18 protein-coding genes are annotated in these 17,170 nt (G+C 58.8%); 8 read left to right on the top strand and 10 right to left on the bottom strand.

Features of this window, described 5'->3' with window-relative positions:
• Nucleotide 1 precedes the first annotated feature (1 nt).
• From RDL77_RS09750 to RDL77_RS09740, 3 genes are all read right to left on the bottom strand, one after another.
• On the bottom strand, nt 2-1,153 hold the full coding sequence (locus RDL77_RS09750; protein WP_288192669.1) for a hypothetical protein: 1,152 nt from the start codon (nt 1,151-1,153) through the stop codon (nt 2-4).
• Entirely contained in the window at nt 1,153-2,241 is a 1,089-nt protein-coding gene (locus RDL77_RS09745; RefSeq protein ID WP_223612544.1) for a hypothetical protein, read from the bottom strand. The genes RDL77_RS09750 and RDL77_RS09745 overlap by 1 nt, the downstream gene beginning before the upstream one ends.
• A 122-nt stretch (nt 2,242-2,363) precedes the next feature.
• Entirely contained in the window at nt 2,364-2,954 is a 591-nt protein-coding gene (locus RDL77_RS09740) for a thymidine kinase (RefSeq protein ID WP_288192668.1), read from the bottom strand.
• A 190-nt stretch (nt 2,955-3,144) separates the two neighbouring features.
• On the opposite strand from RDL77_RS09740, the gene RDL77_RS09735 reads away from it, so the two are divergent.
• The 3 genes from RDL77_RS09735 (at nt 3,145) to choV (ending at nt 6,048) form a co-directional block, all read left to right on the top strand.
• The gene (locus RDL77_RS09735) at nt 3,145-4,086 is read left to right on the top strand and encodes a choline ABC transporter substrate-binding protein (protein WP_223612542.1); all 942 of its coding nucleotides are present in this window, start codon (nt 3,145-3,147) and stop codon (nt 4,084-4,086) included.
• 79 nt (nt 4,087-4,165) lie between these two features.
• Entirely contained in the window at nt 4,166-5,008 is an 843-nt protein-coding gene (choW, locus tag RDL77_RS09730) for a choline ABC transporter permease subunit (RefSeq protein ID WP_288192667.1), read from the top strand.
• A complete protein-coding gene (choV, locus tag RDL77_RS09725; protein WP_288192666.1) occupies nt 5,005-6,048 on the top strand; it encodes a choline ABC transporter ATP-binding protein in 1,044 nt (347 codons plus the stop codon). Before choW ends, choV begins: the two co-directional genes overlap by 4 nt.
• An 18-nt stretch (nt 6,049-6,066) precedes the next feature.
• On the opposite strand, the gene RDL77_RS09720 is transcribed toward choV, so the two are convergent.
• The 6 genes from RDL77_RS09720 to RDL77_RS09695 form a co-directional block, all read right to left on the bottom strand.
• Nucleotides 6,067-6,333, bottom strand: a complete 267-nt coding sequence (locus RDL77_RS09720) for a hypothetical protein (RefSeq protein ID WP_288192665.1) — start codon at nt 6,331-6,333, stop codon at nt 6,067-6,069.
• A 183-nt stretch (nt 6,334-6,516) separates the two neighbouring features.
• A complete protein-coding gene (locus RDL77_RS09715) occupies nt 6,517-7,350 on the bottom strand; it encodes an ABC transporter ATP-binding protein (protein ID WP_223612539.1) in 834 nt (277 codons plus the stop codon).
• Nucleotides 7,347-8,201 carry an ABC transporter ATP-binding protein gene (locus tag RDL77_RS09710; protein WP_288192664.1) on the bottom strand — a complete coding sequence of 285 codons (855 nt, stop codon included), beginning with the start codon at nt 8,199-8,201 and terminating at the stop codon, nt 7,347-7,349. The genes RDL77_RS09715 and RDL77_RS09710 overlap by 4 nt, the downstream gene beginning before the upstream one ends.
• Before the next feature lie 4 nt (nt 8,202-8,205).
• Complete coding sequence (locus RDL77_RS09705) at nt 8,206-9,066, bottom strand: ABC transporter permease subunit (RefSeq protein ID WP_288192663.1); 861 nt, start codon at nt 9,064-9,066, stop codon at nt 8,206-8,208.
• Nucleotides 9,067-9,129: 63 nt separating this feature from the next.
• Nucleotides 9,130-10,137: an ABC transporter permease subunit gene (locus RDL77_RS09700; protein WP_223612536.1), complete on the bottom strand. Its 1,008-nt coding sequence runs from the start codon at nt 10,135-10,137 to the stop codon at nt 9,130-9,132.
• A 52-nt stretch (nt 10,138-10,189) separates the two neighbouring features.
• A complete protein-coding gene (locus RDL77_RS09695; RefSeq protein WP_223612535.1) occupies nt 10,190-11,794 on the bottom strand; it encodes an ABC transporter substrate-binding protein in 1,605 nt (534 codons plus the stop codon).
• 333 nt (nt 11,795-12,127) lie between these two features.
• Here RDL77_RS09695 and RDL77_RS09690 point away from each other — a divergent pair, with 333 nt between their 5' ends.
• The 5 genes from RDL77_RS09690 to RDL77_RS09670 all read left to right on the top strand — a co-directional run bounded on the left by RDL77_RS09690 (nt 12,128) and on the right by RDL77_RS09670 (nt 16,084).
• On the top strand, nt 12,128-12,889 hold the full coding sequence (locus RDL77_RS09690; protein ID WP_288192662.1) for a 3-hydroxyacyl-CoA dehydrogenase: 762 nt from the start codon (nt 12,128-12,130) through the stop codon (nt 12,887-12,889).
• A gap of 178 nt (nt 12,890-13,067) precedes the next feature.
• Nucleotides 13,068-14,261, top strand: coding sequence for a hypothetical protein (locus RDL77_RS09685; protein ID WP_288192661.1), 1,194 nt, complete (start codon nt 13,068-13,070; stop codon nt 14,259-14,261).
• Nucleotides 14,258-14,848, top strand: coding sequence for a protein-S-isoprenylcysteine O-methyltransferase (locus tag RDL77_RS09680; protein ID WP_308526393.1), 591 nt, complete (start codon nt 14,258-14,260; stop codon nt 14,846-14,848). The genes RDL77_RS09685 and RDL77_RS09680 overlap by 4 nt, the downstream gene beginning before the upstream one ends.
• 54 nt (nt 14,849-14,902) lie before the next feature.
• Nucleotides 14,903-15,586 carry a hypothetical protein gene (locus tag RDL77_RS09675; protein WP_288192660.1) on the top strand — a complete coding sequence of 228 codons (684 nt, stop codon included), beginning with the start codon at nt 14,903-14,905 and terminating at the stop codon, nt 15,584-15,586.
• A 108-nt stretch (nt 15,587-15,694) separates the two neighbouring features.
• Nucleotides 15,695-16,084: a DUF930 domain-containing protein gene (locus tag RDL77_RS09670; protein ID WP_288192659.1), complete on the top strand. Its 390-nt coding sequence runs from the start codon at nt 15,695-15,697 to the stop codon at nt 16,082-16,084.
• A 54-nt stretch (nt 16,085-16,138) separates the two neighbouring features.
• On the opposite strand, the gene RDL77_RS09665 is transcribed toward RDL77_RS09670, so the two are convergent.
• Nucleotides 16,139-17,089 carry a cell wall hydrolase gene (locus RDL77_RS09665; protein ID WP_223612530.1) on the bottom strand — a complete coding sequence of 317 codons (951 nt, stop codon included), beginning with the start codon at nt 17,087-17,089 and terminating at the stop codon, nt 16,139-16,141.
• Between the last annotated feature and the right edge of the window lie 81 nt (nt 17,090-17,170).

The following is a 17,170-nucleotide window of genomic DNA, read 5'->3' as shown; positions in this document are numbered from 1 at the left end:
CCTAAATGTCGCTGATGACCTGGCCGTTGGACAGGATATGGGTTTTGAACCCGCTGAAAATACGGCTGGCCTCGCCCGAGGCATAGAGCGCCTGATAGGCCTCGTGCGGCACCAGCGCATGCTGTTCGTAGCTGCTGACACCTTGCCGGGCCGCCTCCAGATCATCCGTATTGATGTAGAACTCCTCGCGCGACGGCTCCGAAGACCAGAGCCCGCGCTTGCCCGGCCGTTCCGCCTTGGAGAAAACCTCCTGCATGGTCCATGTCAGAAGCCAGGCATCTTCCGGTTTGCGCACGCGTTCCAGGACATCGGCAACCTTCTGGTTATGTTCGGTAATACCCGTCGTGTAGAACGGCCCGAGAACCACGCGTCGCAGCTGCTTGGGGTGGAGTTCCGGAAAATCCGTATCGAGGCTTGTCGCAATCGTGATGGGCGACAGCGAATAGGCCGAATTCTTGGCGGCGAAATCGTCAAAGCGCCGTGCCAGCTCCGGATTGAGCAGGCCGCCGACGGGCAGCGGTATCCGCACGCCGGGATTGAGCTTGCCGTCCTTGCCCACGAGAGTTTCCACGAGGCCCTGCGACGAATCCTCGATGATCGCCATATAGATCAGCGGCAGGTTGGAAGCGCCGTCAAAGGCGCCCCAGTGCACCACGTAGAGCGGACGCATGGTCTTCGGATTGACCGAAACGCGGATGGTCACCGGCAGGATGAAAGGCGAGAAAACCTCTCCCTGCTCGACCGTTTCCAGATAAATCCGCTCCGCCATCGATTTCTGCAGATCGCGCGGAAATGCGCGATGCCGCAGGATGAAATCGGCCATTTCATTGCGCAGCGCGGCCGCTGGCGGAATGGCTGCCAGCCGGGCCCTGGTGTCCCGCTTGTCGTTTTCCAGTTCCAGCACGTTCTGGAAAACCGGAAAGCCGCTTTCGGCGCGCGAAATCTGGAACCGGTCGGTGAAACCGATCCGGTTGCGCCAGCATTCGAAGGAGGCTTCCAGCCGCCGCAGATATTCCGATACGGTCTGCGCAACCAGATCGTGCTTGTAGAGCGGCGACTGCTGGTTGTTGAGAAAGATGTCCAGCCCGTCCAGTGCAGCACGGATCGCACCGAAATAGCGTTCGGCGGCGGTCAGATCAGCATTCCCGGCCATTAATTCTGCACGTAGTCAGCGGAATTGTGTTTCTTCAGGACTTCCGAGAAACGGCGCGAGAAAGCATCGTCGGCGAGCTTCTTGCGGCGCTGGATATCCTGGGTGCTGACCATGTTCTTCTCGTGCATCTCGAGCAGGTCGCCAATGTGTTTCTGCGCGGCGGCGCCGACACCGGCCATGGTCTCTTCCGCCGCCGTATCGACCCGGCTGCCAAGGGTATTGATCTTGTGGGCCACGTCCTGCTGAGCCGCCGTCTTCAAGGAATCTTCCAGCGCCTTGTAGAGAACGATGCGCTGTTCCGTATCGATGGAGAGCTTGTTGATCAGCGTGCTCTGCGCGGCGATCTGGTTGTTGAGCGAATCGACGAATGTCTGGAACATCGAGGTATAGCGTTCCAGCGTCTGGCTTTCCGCCAGGAGTTCCTGCTCCTTCGCCTGGCGCTCATTGTACTCCGTCGCCAGTTTCGAGCGGTCGCCTTCCAGCGTGGCGCGGGTGCCCTGATCGGTCGAGGCGGCAATCCGGTTTTCAATATCGAGCAGCAGCGGGTTCAGCTCTTCGATGCGTTTCTGGGTGGCTTCGAGTGTCGCCACTGCCGTCTTGCGGCGCTCGATCACGTTGGAAAGGCTGGCTTCCGACGTCTTGTAGCGCGCATCGAGAATGGTCTTCTGCTCTTTGAGAATGCCAACGATCCGGTCGGATTTCGACAGCAGTTCCTGCAGGTTGCCGGCCAGCGACATGTTGCGCACGCGATCCGTCCGCAGGCGCTGCATCTTGTCCTTGGAGAAAACGCCGACCAGCTTTTCCCAGCCGGAATAGCTTTTCATGCTTTCAAATTCGGAACCGAACACATTGGTCGCGTCTTCCAGACCGATGATCAGGTCGGCAATATTGCCTTCCATGACTTTCTGCTGGCGCAGGACATCGTCGATGCGGGCATTTTCGATATCGAAGTCGGGATTTCCGATCGCAGCATCCGCCTTGGCGAACTTGTCGAGAACGACACTGGACTGGTCAATTTTCGTCCGCATCTCATTGACCATATTCCGGGTCTTTTCGATCTCGGTATCAAAGCTCTGCAAGCTCGCCATTGGTGTCTCCCCTAGATGCCAAGATAAAATCATAAATATATCTGCCGTTCGAATATAGACACGGCATTTAACGAAAAAAAGCCTATAGAAAAATGACAGGCTATATTAGGCCGAAACAAGCTCTAATGGTCCGAAACAATCCGCCCGGTTTCTTCTTCCCAATGCTTGCGGCAAAGCGAGACATACACGGATTTTTCGATGGATACCTGGTCTCCTTCAGTGATCGCCTTGCCCGTCGAATCGTGCCGGACCACCATGGTCGCCTTCGAGCCGCAATGACAGATGGTCCTGATCTCCCGCAGCGTATCGGCGATGGCCAGCAATTCAGCCGAACCGGGAAAGAGCTTGCCCTGAAAGTCCGTGCGAAGCCCGAAACACATCACGGGCAGATGCAGCCGGTCGGCAACGCGTGCCAGTTGCCAGACCTGGTCCCGGGTGAGGAACTGCGCCTCATCCACGAAAACACAGCTTAGTGCATTCGCGCCATGCGCCGATGCGATGCGGTCGAAAAGATTGTCCTCGTCACGGTAAAGCTCGGCGGCCGCCGTCACACCGAGGCGTGAAGATATAACGCCGACGCCGTTTTCCGCATAATGCGCAGCCGTGAACATCATCGTCCGCATGCCGCGTTCCTGGTAATTGTAGGATGCCTGCAGCAGCATGGTGGACTTGCCGGCGTTCATGGTGGAGTAGCTGAAATAGAGTTTTGCCATAAGGGCGTTTAATCAGAGTTGAGGCCAGGCTTGAAGCCTCTCCCGTGCAGAGGGTGCAACTTTTGCCGGAATATCAACAACTGTCGCGAATTGACCGGATTTATGCGCGGCTATGCTTGAACCCCTGCGAAATTGGTGCTTGGTTCATGCCCTTAACAGCCGGTAGAAAACCGGAGAGGGAGAACAATCGATGAAAATGTTGACCAAACTGACCATTTCACTGGCTCTCACGCTGACCGCCGGCACCGCCTTCGCCGCGGAACCCGCGAGTTGCAAGTCCGTTCGATTCGCCGATGTCGGCTGGACCGACATTACCTCGACCACGGCAGCGGCAAGCGCCGTGCTCAAGGGACTGGGTTATTCCACCGATACGAAGGTCCTGTCGGTTCCCGTGACCTATGCGTCCCTTGGCAAGAAGGACATCGACGTATTCCTCGGCAACTGGACACCCAGCATGGCCGCCGATCTCAAGCCCTATCTCGACAACAAGACGGTTGAAGATCTCGGTGTGAACCTCACCGGCGCAAAATATACACTGGCCGTGCCGCAGTATCTCTATGACAAGGGCCTGAAAGACTTCAAGGATATCGTCACGTTCAAGGGCGATCTCGGCGGCAAGATCTATGGTATCGAGCCGGGCAATGACGGCAACCGCCTGATCCTCGACATGATCGCCAAGAACGCCTTCGGCCTGAAGGGCTTCGAGGTCGCCGAATCATCCGAGCAGGGAATGCTGGCGCAGGTTGCCAAGCAGACGAAGACCAAGGGGCCCATCGTCTTCCTCGGCTGGGCGCCGCATCCGATGAACACCAACTTCAAGATTCAGTACCTTTCCGGCGGCGATGATTTCTTCGGCCCCGACTTCGGCGGTGCAACCGTTCATACCAATGTTCGCGCCGGCTACACGACCGAATGCCCGAATGTTGGCAAACTTCTGGCCAATCTCAAGTTCGACCTGAAAATGGAGAATGAGATCATGGGCAAGATTCTCGACGGCGGCGAAGACGGCCCGAAGGCAGCCTCCGAATGGCTGAAGGCCAATCCTGCCATTCTCGACACCTGGCTTGCCGGCGTGACGACGGTTGACGGCAAGGACGGTCTACCAGCCGTCAAGAAGTCGCTCGGTCTTTAAGGCTTGCCGATATTGTCGCCCGGTGTACGCACCGGGCGATTCTTTCGCCTGATACTGCAACCGACAGAGGAATTTTCGCTTGGACTGGCTGACACAAGACAAGATTCCGGTAGGCAAGACGGCAAAGGCCGTCGTCGACTGGCTCACGAACAATTTCGCCGGGTTTTTCGATGGGCTCGCCTTCGTCATGCAGTCGTTCATCGACGGCCTCATGTTCGTTCTGAAATACCCGCACCCGCTGATCATGGTCGCCATCTTTTCCGCGGTTGCCTATGCACTCCGCCGCTCGATTGCCGTGACCCTGCTCACCCTGTTCGGCTTCCTGTTCATCCTCAATCAGGGCTACTGGAAGGAAACCATGGAGACCCTGACGCTGGTGCTCTCTTCCTGCATCCTGTGCATGGGCATCGGTGTCCCCATCGGCATCATCGCAGCCCATCGCCCCCGGTTCTACGCGGCGATCCGGCCTGTCCTCGATCTGATGCAGACATTGCCGACCTTTGTCTATCTCATCCCGGCCATCGTGTTCTTCGGTATCGGCATGGTTCCCGGCCTGATCGCAACGGCGATCTTCGTTCTCCCTGCCCCGATCCGCCTGACGCATCTCGGCGTGTCCTCCACCCCGCAGCATCTGGTCGAGGCGGGCGAAGCCTTCGGCGCGTCGTCGCGCCAGCTTCTGTGGAAGATCGAGCTGCCCTACGCCATGCCGCAAATTCTGGCGGGCCTGACCCAGACTATCATGCTGTCCCTGTCCATGGTGGTCATTGCCGCCCTGGTCGGTGCCGACGGGCTCGGCGTTCCGGTTGTCCGCGCGCTCAACTCGGTCAACACGGCGCTGGGTTTCGAAGCCGGGCTTGTCATCGTGGTCGTCGCCATCGTGCTTGACCGTATCTTCCGTCCCGGCAAGGAGCCTGGTGAATGACCGCGATCACCCTCGAAAACGTCTGCATCATTTTCGGCAAGAAGACGGACGGCGCATTGGCGCTTGCCGACCAGGGCAAGAGCCGGTCGGACATCCAGGCGGAAACCGGCCATGTGCTCGGTGTCCATAATTGTTCGCTCACCATTGCCGAAGGCGAAATCCTCGTGCTCATGGGCCTGTCCGGCTCGGGCAAATCCACGCTTCTGCGCGCCATCAACCGCCTCAACCCGATTTCGCGCGGGTCCGTCGTCGTGCATCATGGCGGCCGTTCGGTCGATGTCGGCAAGGCGGACAAAAATACGCTGCGCGATCTGCGCAAGCATCTTGTCTCCATGGTTTTCCAGCAGTTCGGCCTTTTGCCCTGGCGCACGGTCGAGGAGAATGTCGGCTTCGGCCTCGAACTGTCGGGCGTGTCCAAGGAAGAGCGCGCGGAAGCCGTGGAACAGCAATTGGCGCTGGTCAATCTCAAGGACTGGGCCAAGCGCAAGGTCAGCGAGCTTTCCGGCGGCATGCAGCAGCGCGTCGGCCTTGCCCGCGCCTTCGCCACCGGCGCGCCGATCCTGCTGATGGACGAGCCGTTTTCGGCGCTCGATCCGCTCATTCGCACCCGTCTGCAGGATGAGCTGCTCAGCCTGCAGGAACGGCTGAAGAAGACCATCGTTTTCGTCAGCCACGATCTCGACGAAGCGATGAAGATCGGCAACCGCATCGCCATCATGGAAGGCGGACGCATCATCCAGTGCGGCACGGCGCAGGACATCCTGCTCAACCCGGCCGATAACTATGTCGCCGACTTCGTCGCCAACATGAATCCGCTGGGTGTGCTGACCGCCGGCGACATCATGGTACCGCTGGACCGCAGCCGGCCCGCCAACCGACCCTTCGCCGCAACGGCACGCCTGGCCACCCCCGTGCGCCAGATCATGCAGGCGGTGTCGAAAAATGGCGGCGATGTCGGCATTGTCGAGAATGGCGCCATTCTCGGCATGATCTCCGCCGACGACATCGTGCGGGGGCTGCTAAAGCATCAGAGAAATTAAACGACTACCCCGCACGCCTTACTTGTCGTCGCCGTCCTCATCGTCGTCGCCGCTTTTGCCGGCCGGTTGCCATGCATGCGGCGTGACTTTCTTCTGTGTGTTTGAATCGGTGAAGATCCACCAGCCCGCATCGGTTTCATCCCACTGGCCGCCGGTCGCCTTCAGGCGGTCCAGCGACCGGTACTGCGCCAGGGATTCGTTCTCCTGCCCGTCCTCGTCTTTCCAGAAAACCTGGACCTTGCTGCCGTCCTTTGGGGCAGTTGCAATCGGCTGACGTCCGCTCATAACAGTTCCTCCTGCAAATCGTGCTGTGCGTGGTTCGTGGTTCGACAAGCTCACCATGAGGGAGAGTGGTGCTGCACGCCAATCGGAAACATTGCAGTTTGAACGGTCTTGCAGAGTACGGCTCCCTGCAATCCTCACTCTCCCTCATGGTGAGCTTGTCGAACCACGAACCGCGCGCTAAAATCAAGCGGCGGCTTTTTTCTTCTCCAGACGGGCGCGAATGCTGGCGACATCGGATTTCGGCGTCGCCGCAAACAGCGTCTTGGTATAGCTGTGCTGCGGGTTCGAAAACACCTCGTCGCGCGTGCCGTACTCAACCACTTCGCCGTAATACATCACCATCACCTCATCGGCGATGTAGCGCACGACCGAGAGGTCATGGCTGATGAATACATAGGTCAGGTTGAATTCGTCCTGAAGATCAGCCAGCAGGTTGAGCACCTGTGCCTGCACCGAAAGGTCAAGCGCGGAGACCGGTTCGTCGAGCACAAGCAGGCTCGGGCTCAGCATCAATGCACGGGCAATGGCGATACGCTGACGCTGGCCGCCGGAGAACATATGCGGATAGCGGTTGTAATGCTCCGGACCCAGGCCGACTTTCACCAGCATCTGCATGGCGAGTTCCCGCCGCTCCGCCGCCGTCTTGTTGGTATTGAGCAGCAGCGGTTCGCCGAGAACCTCGCCGATCTTCTGGCGTGGGTTGAGCGAGCCATAGGGGTTCTGGAAAATGATCTGCACCTTGCGGCGCATTTCCGGCGTCACCCTGTCCTTGGCAATGTTAATCGGCTTGCCGTCGATCAGCAGTTCGCCTTCCGACTGCGGATCAATCAGTGTCAGGATGCGGCCGAGCGTCGACTTTCCGCAGCCGCTTTCACCGACGATGGCAAGGGTCTTGCCCTTTTCCAGCGTGAAGCTGACACCCTTGACCGCGCGCACCGTCTTCGGCTTGCCGAACAGGCCGCCGCTGACGTGGTAATCGCGGACAATGTTGCGCCCTTCAAGAACGATCTCGCTCATGTTGCTGCTCCTGCATTGGCGGCCTCGTTCTTCATGAAGTCTGCGACCGTGGACAGACGGTCACCCGTCGCATTTTCCGGCAAGGCGGAAAGAAGGGCGCGCGTATAGGGGCTCTTCGGTGTTTCAAACAGAGACAGCACGTCGGCTTCCTCCATCTTGCGGCCCTTGTACTGGACGATCACCCGGTCGGCCGTTTCCGCGACAACGCCCATGTCATGGGTGATCATGATCAGCCCCATGCCATGCTTGGCCTGCAGGCTGACCAGCAGATCGAGAATCTGCTTCTGGATGGTCACGTCGAGCGCGGTCGTCGGTTCGTCGGCAATCAGCAGCTTCGGATTGCAGGCGATGGCGATGGCAATCATGACGCGCTGGCACTGACCGCCGGACATCTGGTGCGGGAACGAGTTCAGCCGTTCCTCCGGCGTGGGAATACCGACCTGCTTCAGCAATTCGATCGCCCGCGTGCGCCGGGTCCTGGCATCCATTTTCATATGGAAACGCAGAACTTCTTCCAGCTGGAAGCCAACCGTGAAGCACGGATTGAGGCTTGCCATGGGTTCCTGAAAGATCATCGCCACATCGCGGCCGACGATCTGCCGCCGCTGTTTGGTCGTCATCGTCAGCATGTCGTGGCCGTTGAAGACCATCTTGTCCGCCGTGACAGTAGCCGTGTTCGGCAGCAGCCCCATGACAGCAAGCATGGCAACCGACTTGCCCGAGCCGGATTCGCCGACAATGGCCAGCACTTCGCGGGCATCGACGTGCAGGTCGATCCCCTGCACGGCCATGAACTGACCCGAGCTCGTGTCGAATCCAACCGAGAGATTCTTGATTTCAAGCAGCGCCATGATCTCAGCTCCTCTTCAGTTTGGGATCGAGGGCATCGCGCAGACCGTCGCCAACGAGATTGATCGCAAGCACGGTGATGAGGATGGCTAGACCGGGGAATGTGACCACCCACCAGGCGCGCAGGATGAATTCGCGTGCCTCTGCCAGCATGGTGCCCCATTCCGGTGTGGGCGGCTGCGCACCCATGCCGAGGAAGCCCAGAGCCGCCGCCTCAAGGATGGCATTCGAGAAGGACAGCGTGCCCTGCACGATCAGCGGCGCCAGACAGTTCGGCAGGATTGTCTTGAACATCAACCGTATGTGGCCCGCACCGGCAAGCTTGGCGGCAATCACATATTCGCGGTTCTTTTCGCTCATCACCGCCGCGCGCGTCAGACGCGCAAAGTGCGGCTGCAGAACCAGCGCAATGGCGATCATCGCGTTGAACAGGCCCGGTCCCAGGATGGCAACGAGCACCAGCGCCAGCAACAGTGGCGGAAAGGCAAGAATGATATCCATGATGCGCATGATCAGCGCATCGACCCAGCCGCGGAAATAGCCGGCGAGAACACCGAGGATGACGCCGGTGACCATGGAAATGGCCACGACAATCAAACCGATGAACAGCGAGAAGCGTGCGCCGTAGATCAGGCGGGACAGCAGATCGCGGCCAACAGCATCGGTTCCCAGGAGGAATGACGTATTGCCGCCCTCCTGCCAGGCCGGTGGCGTCAGCAGTGCTTCGCGATATTGCTCATAGGGCGCATGCGGCGCAATGAATGGTCCGAGAATGGCAACGAGGACCAGAAAAATCAGGGTGACAAGCCCTATGACAGCGCCTTTATTGACGCTGAAATAGAACCAGAATTCTGCAAACCTGCCCATGCGGCCCTCTTTGGGGGCGGCAGCAAGCGGTGCGGGAGGGGAAACTTCGTTAGTCACAGTTCCTCACTTTACGCGGATACGCGGGTTGACGACCGCATAGAGCAGATCGACAATCAAATTGACGGTCATGACGATCAGCGCGACCAGCATCAGGCCGCCTTGAACGACGACGTAATCGCGTTTCGCGATGGCGTCGATCATCCACTTGCCGATACCGGGCCAGGAGAAGATCGTCTCCGTGAGGATGGCGCCGGCCATCAGCAGGCCCATCTGCAGGCCGATCGTCGTGATGACGGGGATCATGGCATTGCGCAGGGCATGGATGCCGATGACCCGCTTCGGCGCGAGACCCTTGGCCCGTGCCGTGCGCACATAATCCTCACCCAGCACTTCCAGCATGGCGGAACGTGTCTGGCGGGCGATGACCGCGAGCGGGATGGTTCCAAGCACGATAGTCGGCAGGATCAGATGCGAGAATGCGGATTTGAACGCACCCTTTGGCCCGGAAATCAGACTGTCAATCAGCATGAAGCCGGTCGTGGGCTTGAAGAAATAGATCAGATCCATGCGGCCCGACACCGGCGTCCAGTGCAGAATACCGGCGAACAGGATGATCAGCAGGATGCCCCACCAGAAAATCGGCATGGAATAGCCAACCAATGCGATTCCCATGCTCAACTGGTCGAAGATCGAACCGCGCTTGACCGCAGCGAAAATGCCGGCGGGAATGCCGATGATGACGGCAAACAGCATGGCGCAGAGACTAAGCTCAAGCGTCGCCGGGAACAGGGTGAGGAAATCCGCAAGGACCGCACGTTTGCTGGCGATCGACGTACCAAAATCCCCGTGAAAAATATTCCACAGGAACGAGAAGTACTGCTCCCAGATCGGCCTGTTGAAGCCAAACTGCTCAAGCAGCATCTGGTGACGCTCCGGCGTCATGCCGCGCTCGCCTGCGAGCGCAATGACAGGATCGCCAGGCAGCAGGCGGATGAACATAAAAGCCACAAAGCTGATGCCGATAAAGGTCGGAATCAGCAGCAGCACTCGTGAAGCGATGTATCGGAACATGGTAACCCAATAAAAGGCGGTACCGGCCGAAGCCGGTACCGCGAGGAGTAAATTACTCGGTGATGTCGACGTAAGCGAAGTTATGAACGCCGAACGGGCTGGCTACATAGCCGGTCACGTTCTTGGTCATGGCTGTCGTTACGAGCGAGTGAGCAAGCGTGCCCCATGGAGCTTCGCGCTTGAAGATAACCTGGGCTTCTTCATAGAGCTTGGTGCGTTCGGCCTGATCGGCAGTCACAGCAGCCTTGTCGATCAGTGCAGTGAACTCCTTGTTGCACCATGCGGTACGGTTGGCCTGACCGACGGCCTGGCACGACAGCAGCACGGCAAGGAAGTTGTCCGGATCGCCATTGTCACCGGTCCAGCCGAGAATGACCGCACCGTCATGCTTCGGATCGGAAGCGCGCTTCAGGTATTCCTGCCAGTCATAGCTGACGATCTCGACCTTCACGCCGACCTTGGCAAAATCGGACTGCAGCAGTTCAGCCGTACGGCGGCCGTTCGGCATGTAGGGACGCACAACCGGCATCGCCCAGATCTTCATGGAAAGATCCTTCACGCCAGCCTTTTCCAAGGCCTTCTTTGCCGCTTCAGGATTGTATTCGTCATCCTTGATCGACTTGTTGTAGGACCACATTGTCGGCGGGATCGGGTTGATCGCCGGCTTGGCCTGGCCGAGATAGACGGCATCAACGATTGCCTTCTTGTCGATGGCCATGTTGAGCGCCTTGCGCACTTCCGGCTTGTCGAAAGGTGCCTGGGTGGTGTTGTAACCCAGATAGGCAATGTTCAGGCCGCTTTCCTGGATAACGGTCAGGTTCTTGTCGGCCTTCAGGCCATCAACATCGGCCGGATCCGGATAGATCGTCAGGTTGCATTCGCCGGCCTTCAGCTTCTGTACGCGAACGGCCGCGTCCGGTGTAACCGCGAAGATCAGGTTGTCGACTTTAACCTTGCCCTTCCAATAGGTCGGGTTGGCTTCGTAGCGGATCGCAGTGTTGAGCTGATAGTCAACGAACTGGAAAGGACCGGTACCGACCGGCTGTTCGTTGAATTTCTGCGGTGTGCCGTCAGCCATCAGCTTGTCGGCATATTCCTTCGAAACGATCGACGAGAAGTCCATCGCAAGGCCGGCGAGCATCGGGGCGCTTGGCTTGTTCAGCACGATCTTGACTGTCAGATCGTCCACTTTCTTGACTTCCTTGATCAGCTTGGGGAAGTCCATGCTTTCAAAATATTCGTAGGTCGCGCCTTCGACATACTTGGCCCACTTGCTGCCTTCCTTCTGACGTTCGAAGGAGAAAACCACGTCGTCGGCATTCAGCTCGCGGCTTGGTGTGAAATAGCTCGTGGTCTGGAACTTGACGCCCTTGCGGATCTTGAACGTGTATTCAAGGCCGTCATCCGAGATCTTCCAGCTTTCTGCAAGCGCCGGGCGAACCGTCGATGTGCCGGGCGTAAATTCAACCAATGGATTGAAAACAGCCTGGCCAGTCGCATCAAGCGTTTCACCGCCGGTATAAAGTGCAGGGTCGAAACCGCCGGGAGCAGCTTCAGAGCAGTACACGAGAGATTTAGCCGAGGCTCCACCTGCCATCAGCCCACCCGTCAACATTGCAAGCGCTGTCGCCGCAAGGAGTTTCTTGTAGGTCTTCATTTTTCCACCTTCAGAGGTTTTTTGTGTTGCCGGCCCCCATGCCCGCAACCGAGATTGCATGGAAGCCTTTGCAATGTCGCAATGCAAGCAGATTTATTCGCAGTCAACCTGCCATCTCATGAAGAAACGAAGATTCTGGGGAAATTTTTTAACAAAGTCACAAAAATAGCGAAATTCACTAAATGTGACGCCGGCGACTTTTGCGAAGCAGCGTTTTTATATCTGCACAATCCCGGCCAGAACATGTTTCCCCCCAGCTTCGATCATAAATAACGACTGGATCGGGACCCAAACTCGTGCCAGAACGCATGAAAATCAGTGAGGAGATGCATTGTGAACGTTCAGGGCCAAACAGCGATTGTTACGGGTGGCGGATCGGGTCTGGGTGCCGCGACAGCGCGCGCGCTGGCAGAGAAAGGCGCTAAAGTTGCCCTTTTCGACATCAATATTGATGCAGCGCAAAAAGTCGCCGATGACATTGGCGGCTTGGCCGTGGCCTGCAACGTGTCCAGTGCGGACGATGCCCAGCGTGCCGTTGCCCATGTCGCAAACAAGCTTGGCACCGCACGGATTCTGGTGAACTGCGCGGGCATCGCCAATGCCGGGCGGATTGTCGGCCGCGACGGTCCGCATGATCTGGACCTGTACCGGCGGGTCATCGAGGTCAATCTCATCGGTTCGTTCAATATGCTGCGGCTGGTCAGCGACGCGGCCGCCAAGCTCGAGCCGCTGGATACGGGTGAGCGCGGCGTGATCATTTCAACCGCCTCGGTTGCCGCCTTCGATGGCCAGATCGGCCAGGCGGCCTATGCTTCCTCGAAGGCAGGCATTGCCGGCCTGACATTGCCCGCTGCGCGCGAACTGGCGCGTTTCGGCATCAGGGTCATGGCCATTGCACCCGGCATATTCGGCACACCCATGCTTTTGGCCATGCCGCAGGAGGTCCAGGATTCGCTGGCAGCCTCCATCCCCTTCCCTTCCCGCCTCGGCAGACCCGAGGAATATGCGGCCCTGGCCCTGCATATCATCGACAACCCCATGCTGAACGGTGAAACGATTCGCCTTGACGGCGCCATACGCATGGCCCCTAAATAACCGCGATTGGACAGGTTCAGGTTGAAGGCGAATACGCCAAAAAGCTGCCATGGCACCAACCATTGCAACTCTTTGCCTTTGACGACGTTCTGTTAACGTCGGTCATCTAAATTCCTTCTTGGCTCGATTGAGTTGAGAGCGCTGACACCGTCGCAATCGGAACCTGGAAAGGTGGCAGATGTCCGTTATCAATCGCCTGGTCGTTCTCTTGCCAGGCTTTGAACATATGCCGGTCGAGGCCCATCATCGGCGCTTCCTGCGGGAGGCAACCAAGACAGCGCCTGTTTATGACATGTCGTTGCAGGAGGATGGCGCGTTGAAGGTATCGTCCGCGGAAGGCGGCGTCAGCGTGGGAGAGTTCACGCTTGCAACCGCCGGTGCGAACTGGTCCGCCAGAACTGATTTTGTCCTCTACGGCCTCGGTGACATCAACCATTTCTACGCCGCGCGCAACCCTGCCGCTCGCGTTCTCAGCGGCATCGCCGCATTGATCGATTTCATTGTCAGCGGCACGTTCTTTCGCTTCCTGTCGACAAGCTGGCGCTATGCGCTTTTCTTCCTTTATCCGCTCGTCATCATGGGTGCCATTGCGGCGCTGTCCTACGGCACCGGTCGCATTGCCCTGGGGTTGGCGCAGCAGGCGGCGGTTGCCGTTGCCGTCGGCCTGGCGGCGGCCCTCGCTCTGCTGGTCGTGGCGGCACAAAAGATGCACTTCCTGCTGATCATGGACGACTGGACATTCGCGCGTGACATGGCACGCAACCGCCGCCCCGACATCACGGCAAAACTGCACCAGGTCATCAGTGATGCCGCAGCCCGGATCAGTCAGGCGGCGCCAGCGACCGAGGTTGTCGTTGCCGCGCACAGCATGGGGGCGATCTGCGCCCTGCATATTCTCGATGCCGCCCTGCAGCAGAATGATTCCCGGCGCTATGGCCTGCTGACCGTGGGGTCAAGCCTGCTCAAACTGGCATTGCATCCGGCCGCCAAAGCCCTGCGGGCAAGCGTTGAAACCGTCGCGCGCAGCCGCGCCATCTGGGTCGACGCGCAATCGCTGACAGACCCGATGAATTTTTACAAATCCAATCCCGTCCGTGATCTGAACATCGCGGGCGCGGAATCGCCCGTTCTGGTCAAGGTCCGCTTTCGCAGCCAGTTATGCGATGAAACCTACAGGTCCATTCGGCGGAATTTCTTCCGCGTGCACCGGCAATTTGTCTATGGCGTCGAAAAGCGCTCGGCCTATTCCTGGCATGCGATACTCTGCGGACCGGAAAGCTTTGCCGATGTCGCCGCACGCGGCGGGCTGCCATGCGAATGCGCCGCCCAGTCCTCCTCACCCATGAAAATAGCCGAAACTGCCACCATATGATGTCACTTGCTGTTGCCGGAAAGGCCCTGTGGGTCGTTCTTATCGTCGCCTGGTATCTCTTGCGCCGTCCGTTCGACAGGCGCGCGCGCCGCGCGAAACTGACCGTCGACCGCCGCAAGGGCGCCGACACGCTGCGGCTCGCCGTATCGCTGACCGGTCTTGGCATCATCCCGGCCGTCTATGTCGCCACCGGCGGGCCGGGATTCGCATCCTATACGCCAAGCCCCGTCCTTTTCACCCTGGGTATCCTGACCGGCATTGCCGCGCTGCTGCTGTTCCGGCTCACGCACAAGGCCCTGGGGCAGATGTGGTCGGTCTCCCTGCAACTGAAGCAGGATCACAAACTTATTACCACGGGCATCTACAAACGCCTGCGGCATCCCATGTACACGGCCTTCTGGCTCATGGCATTGACCCAGGCCTTGCTTTTGCCCAATTATATCGCCGGTCTATCGGGTCTGGCGGGGTTCGGTTTCCTGTTCTTCTCCAGAATTGGGGCGGAGGAACAGATGATGGAAGAGGCCTTCGGGGAAGAGTATCGCCAATATCGCGCCAGAACATGGCGCGTATTGCCATTGGTCTATTGAAAGCTGTGCCGTTGTCCGCGGCAAAGCCATCACAGGATTGAAAAGAGAATTATCTTGCTGAACACCGCTTCAAACGCATCAACCTCGTTCAAGATGTTCCTCGCACCGGCCTTTGCCCTCTCCCTCGCGGCCTGCCAGTCGACCCCGCCAGCCAGCGTGTCCGTTACCCCATCGGCCTATGCGGCGGAGATGCCGGAACTGACCTGCGCCGCCCATGGCAGCGTCAGCGGATCAGCGGTGAAGCTGACAGCCAACCGGACCAAGCCCGGTGATCCGGCCTATATCGAATTCCGCCAGCGCCTGTCGCCCGGCATTCCAAGCGGCCACATGTATGTGGTTTTCGGCAGGCTCGATGCCAATGGCAATCCCGTCACGCGCCAGTATAACGGCCTCTTTCCCAAGGGCAGTCTGCTGGGCCTTTATGGCGGCGCCCTCATTCCCATGCCCGCGGAACTGAAGCCCAGTTATGCCGACTGCCATTTCGCCACGGGCGCGGCCTATCGCGTTTCACTGACGGAAGCGCAGTATCAGAGCCTTCTCGGCAAGGTACGCGCCAATCTGGCCAACCCGCCGAAGTGGACGATGTTCGGTTTCAACTGCAACAATTATGCCGCCGCGCTGGGCAGCGTGGCCGGTCTTGTCGAGCCGTCCAACAGCGCCCTGCCGTCATTTGCCTATATCTACGCCTATATCGAAGCCAATGGCGACAAGAAGCCCGCCGCCCGGAAGCGGACGTAGCGTTTTTCATAATTTGGTCCCAATCCGAGAGACATTAGGGTCGGAACCGGCCATGCATCCGGACGCGGACCATTGTCCTTCTGCCCATTTTCGGAGAGCCCGGCATCGATGAAATCAGTTCTGGCCATGCTTTTGGCGACGGCAGCCATGATGGGCTCAGCCAAAGCCATGGATTCAACCGAGGCCGAAGAGCTGGAAGGATTGAGTCCCGAGACCCGGCTGGAACAGCGCTGCGATCTCGAAGCCATGGAGCGTATCCACCACGATCCGGTCAAGCTGGTGCCCGACGAACTCGTCGCCTATGCCTTCAAGGAGCCCCTGGTGACCGGCGACAAGATCCAGTCCACCGGTGCAGCCTTCCGCAGCAAGGGTGAGTGGTACCACCTCTCCTACACGTGCACGACCTCGCCCGATCACATGACCGTGCTGACGTTTCAATATGCGATTGGACAGATGGTTCCCCACAGCGAGTGGGCACAGCACTATCTCGTGCCGTAAACGAATCGTGACCGGCGCCGCCTGGGCGACGCCGGAGCCAAATCCCACGCCTGTCTAGTTTGTGAAGCCCGGACGGTCCTGCGCGAGCAGCATCTGCCCGATGGCATCAACCGACTTGCTCTTCGGCGCTTCAAAGGCAAGCACCGCCTGCTCCGCATTCTGCGGGATCGCTGCCGTCTTTGCCGGTGCCTGTGCGGGCGCCGTGAAAACCATGGCCGGTGCTGGCGGATCAACCGGCACGGCGACATTGGCAAAAGCAAGCTGCTGCGGAGCTGCCGCATGCGCCGGCTGTGCCTGCGCCACGGCAAAAGGCTGGTTGGTCACACGCCCGGATGTCGCGGTTGTCGTCGTCGGCTGCGCGCTGGCAACCATGATGTTGTTGACCGACGCCGGGTTGGTATTTTTCATGCTGGCGATATAGGCATTCGCAATGGCAACACTGGCAACCTTGTTGCCCAGATCCGGCGAATTGTACCTGTCGCGCTTCTCGTAAAAAGCGTTACCACCGGCAACAACCGTATAGTGCATGTTGCGATAGGGGAAACGCAGACCGGCCGTGTGGAAGAACATCGCTTCCTTGACCTTGGGATGGCGCTGGCCCTTGAGCACGGCATCCGCCGCCTGCTGTACATCAGGAAGCGCCGCCGACTGCATGGGCCGCGAAAGAACGCCGGGAGCAAACTGCCCCTTCTCGCCCACCACGCCGCAAATCGTATTGGCATATTTACCGGAATCGAGACGGTTCATCACCACGGTACCCACCGCGAGCAGGCCATCCTTGCTCGAGCGGTTGGACTCGAAGAACATTGCCCGTTCCAGGCATTCCTTGTCCTTCGGCGTATAGGCATAGGTCGACGTCTTGGAGACGGTCGTATTGCTGCTTGTCAGATTTGCCTTCACCTTACCGGCATGCTGGGCATTCTGTGTGGTACAGCCACTGACAAGGCCAATGGCGGCAATGACACCCACAATCGAGGGGGTTTTCCACTTCCTTGCGCCGATCACGAAGCAATTCTCATCGCTGTTTTTCCTGCTGGTGAAGTTGCCCACAGATTGAGGTCATTTGGGGCCAAACAATGGCAGATA

Source organism: uncultured Phyllobacterium sp. (assembly GCF_902479695.1).
Taxonomy (GTDB): Bacteria; Pseudomonadota; Alphaproteobacteria; order Rhizobiales; family Rhizobiaceae; genus Phyllobacterium; species Phyllobacterium calauticae.
The sequence above is the reverse complement of the archived record's forward strand: the minus strand, read 5'-3'. Positions and strand labels throughout refer to the sequence as shown.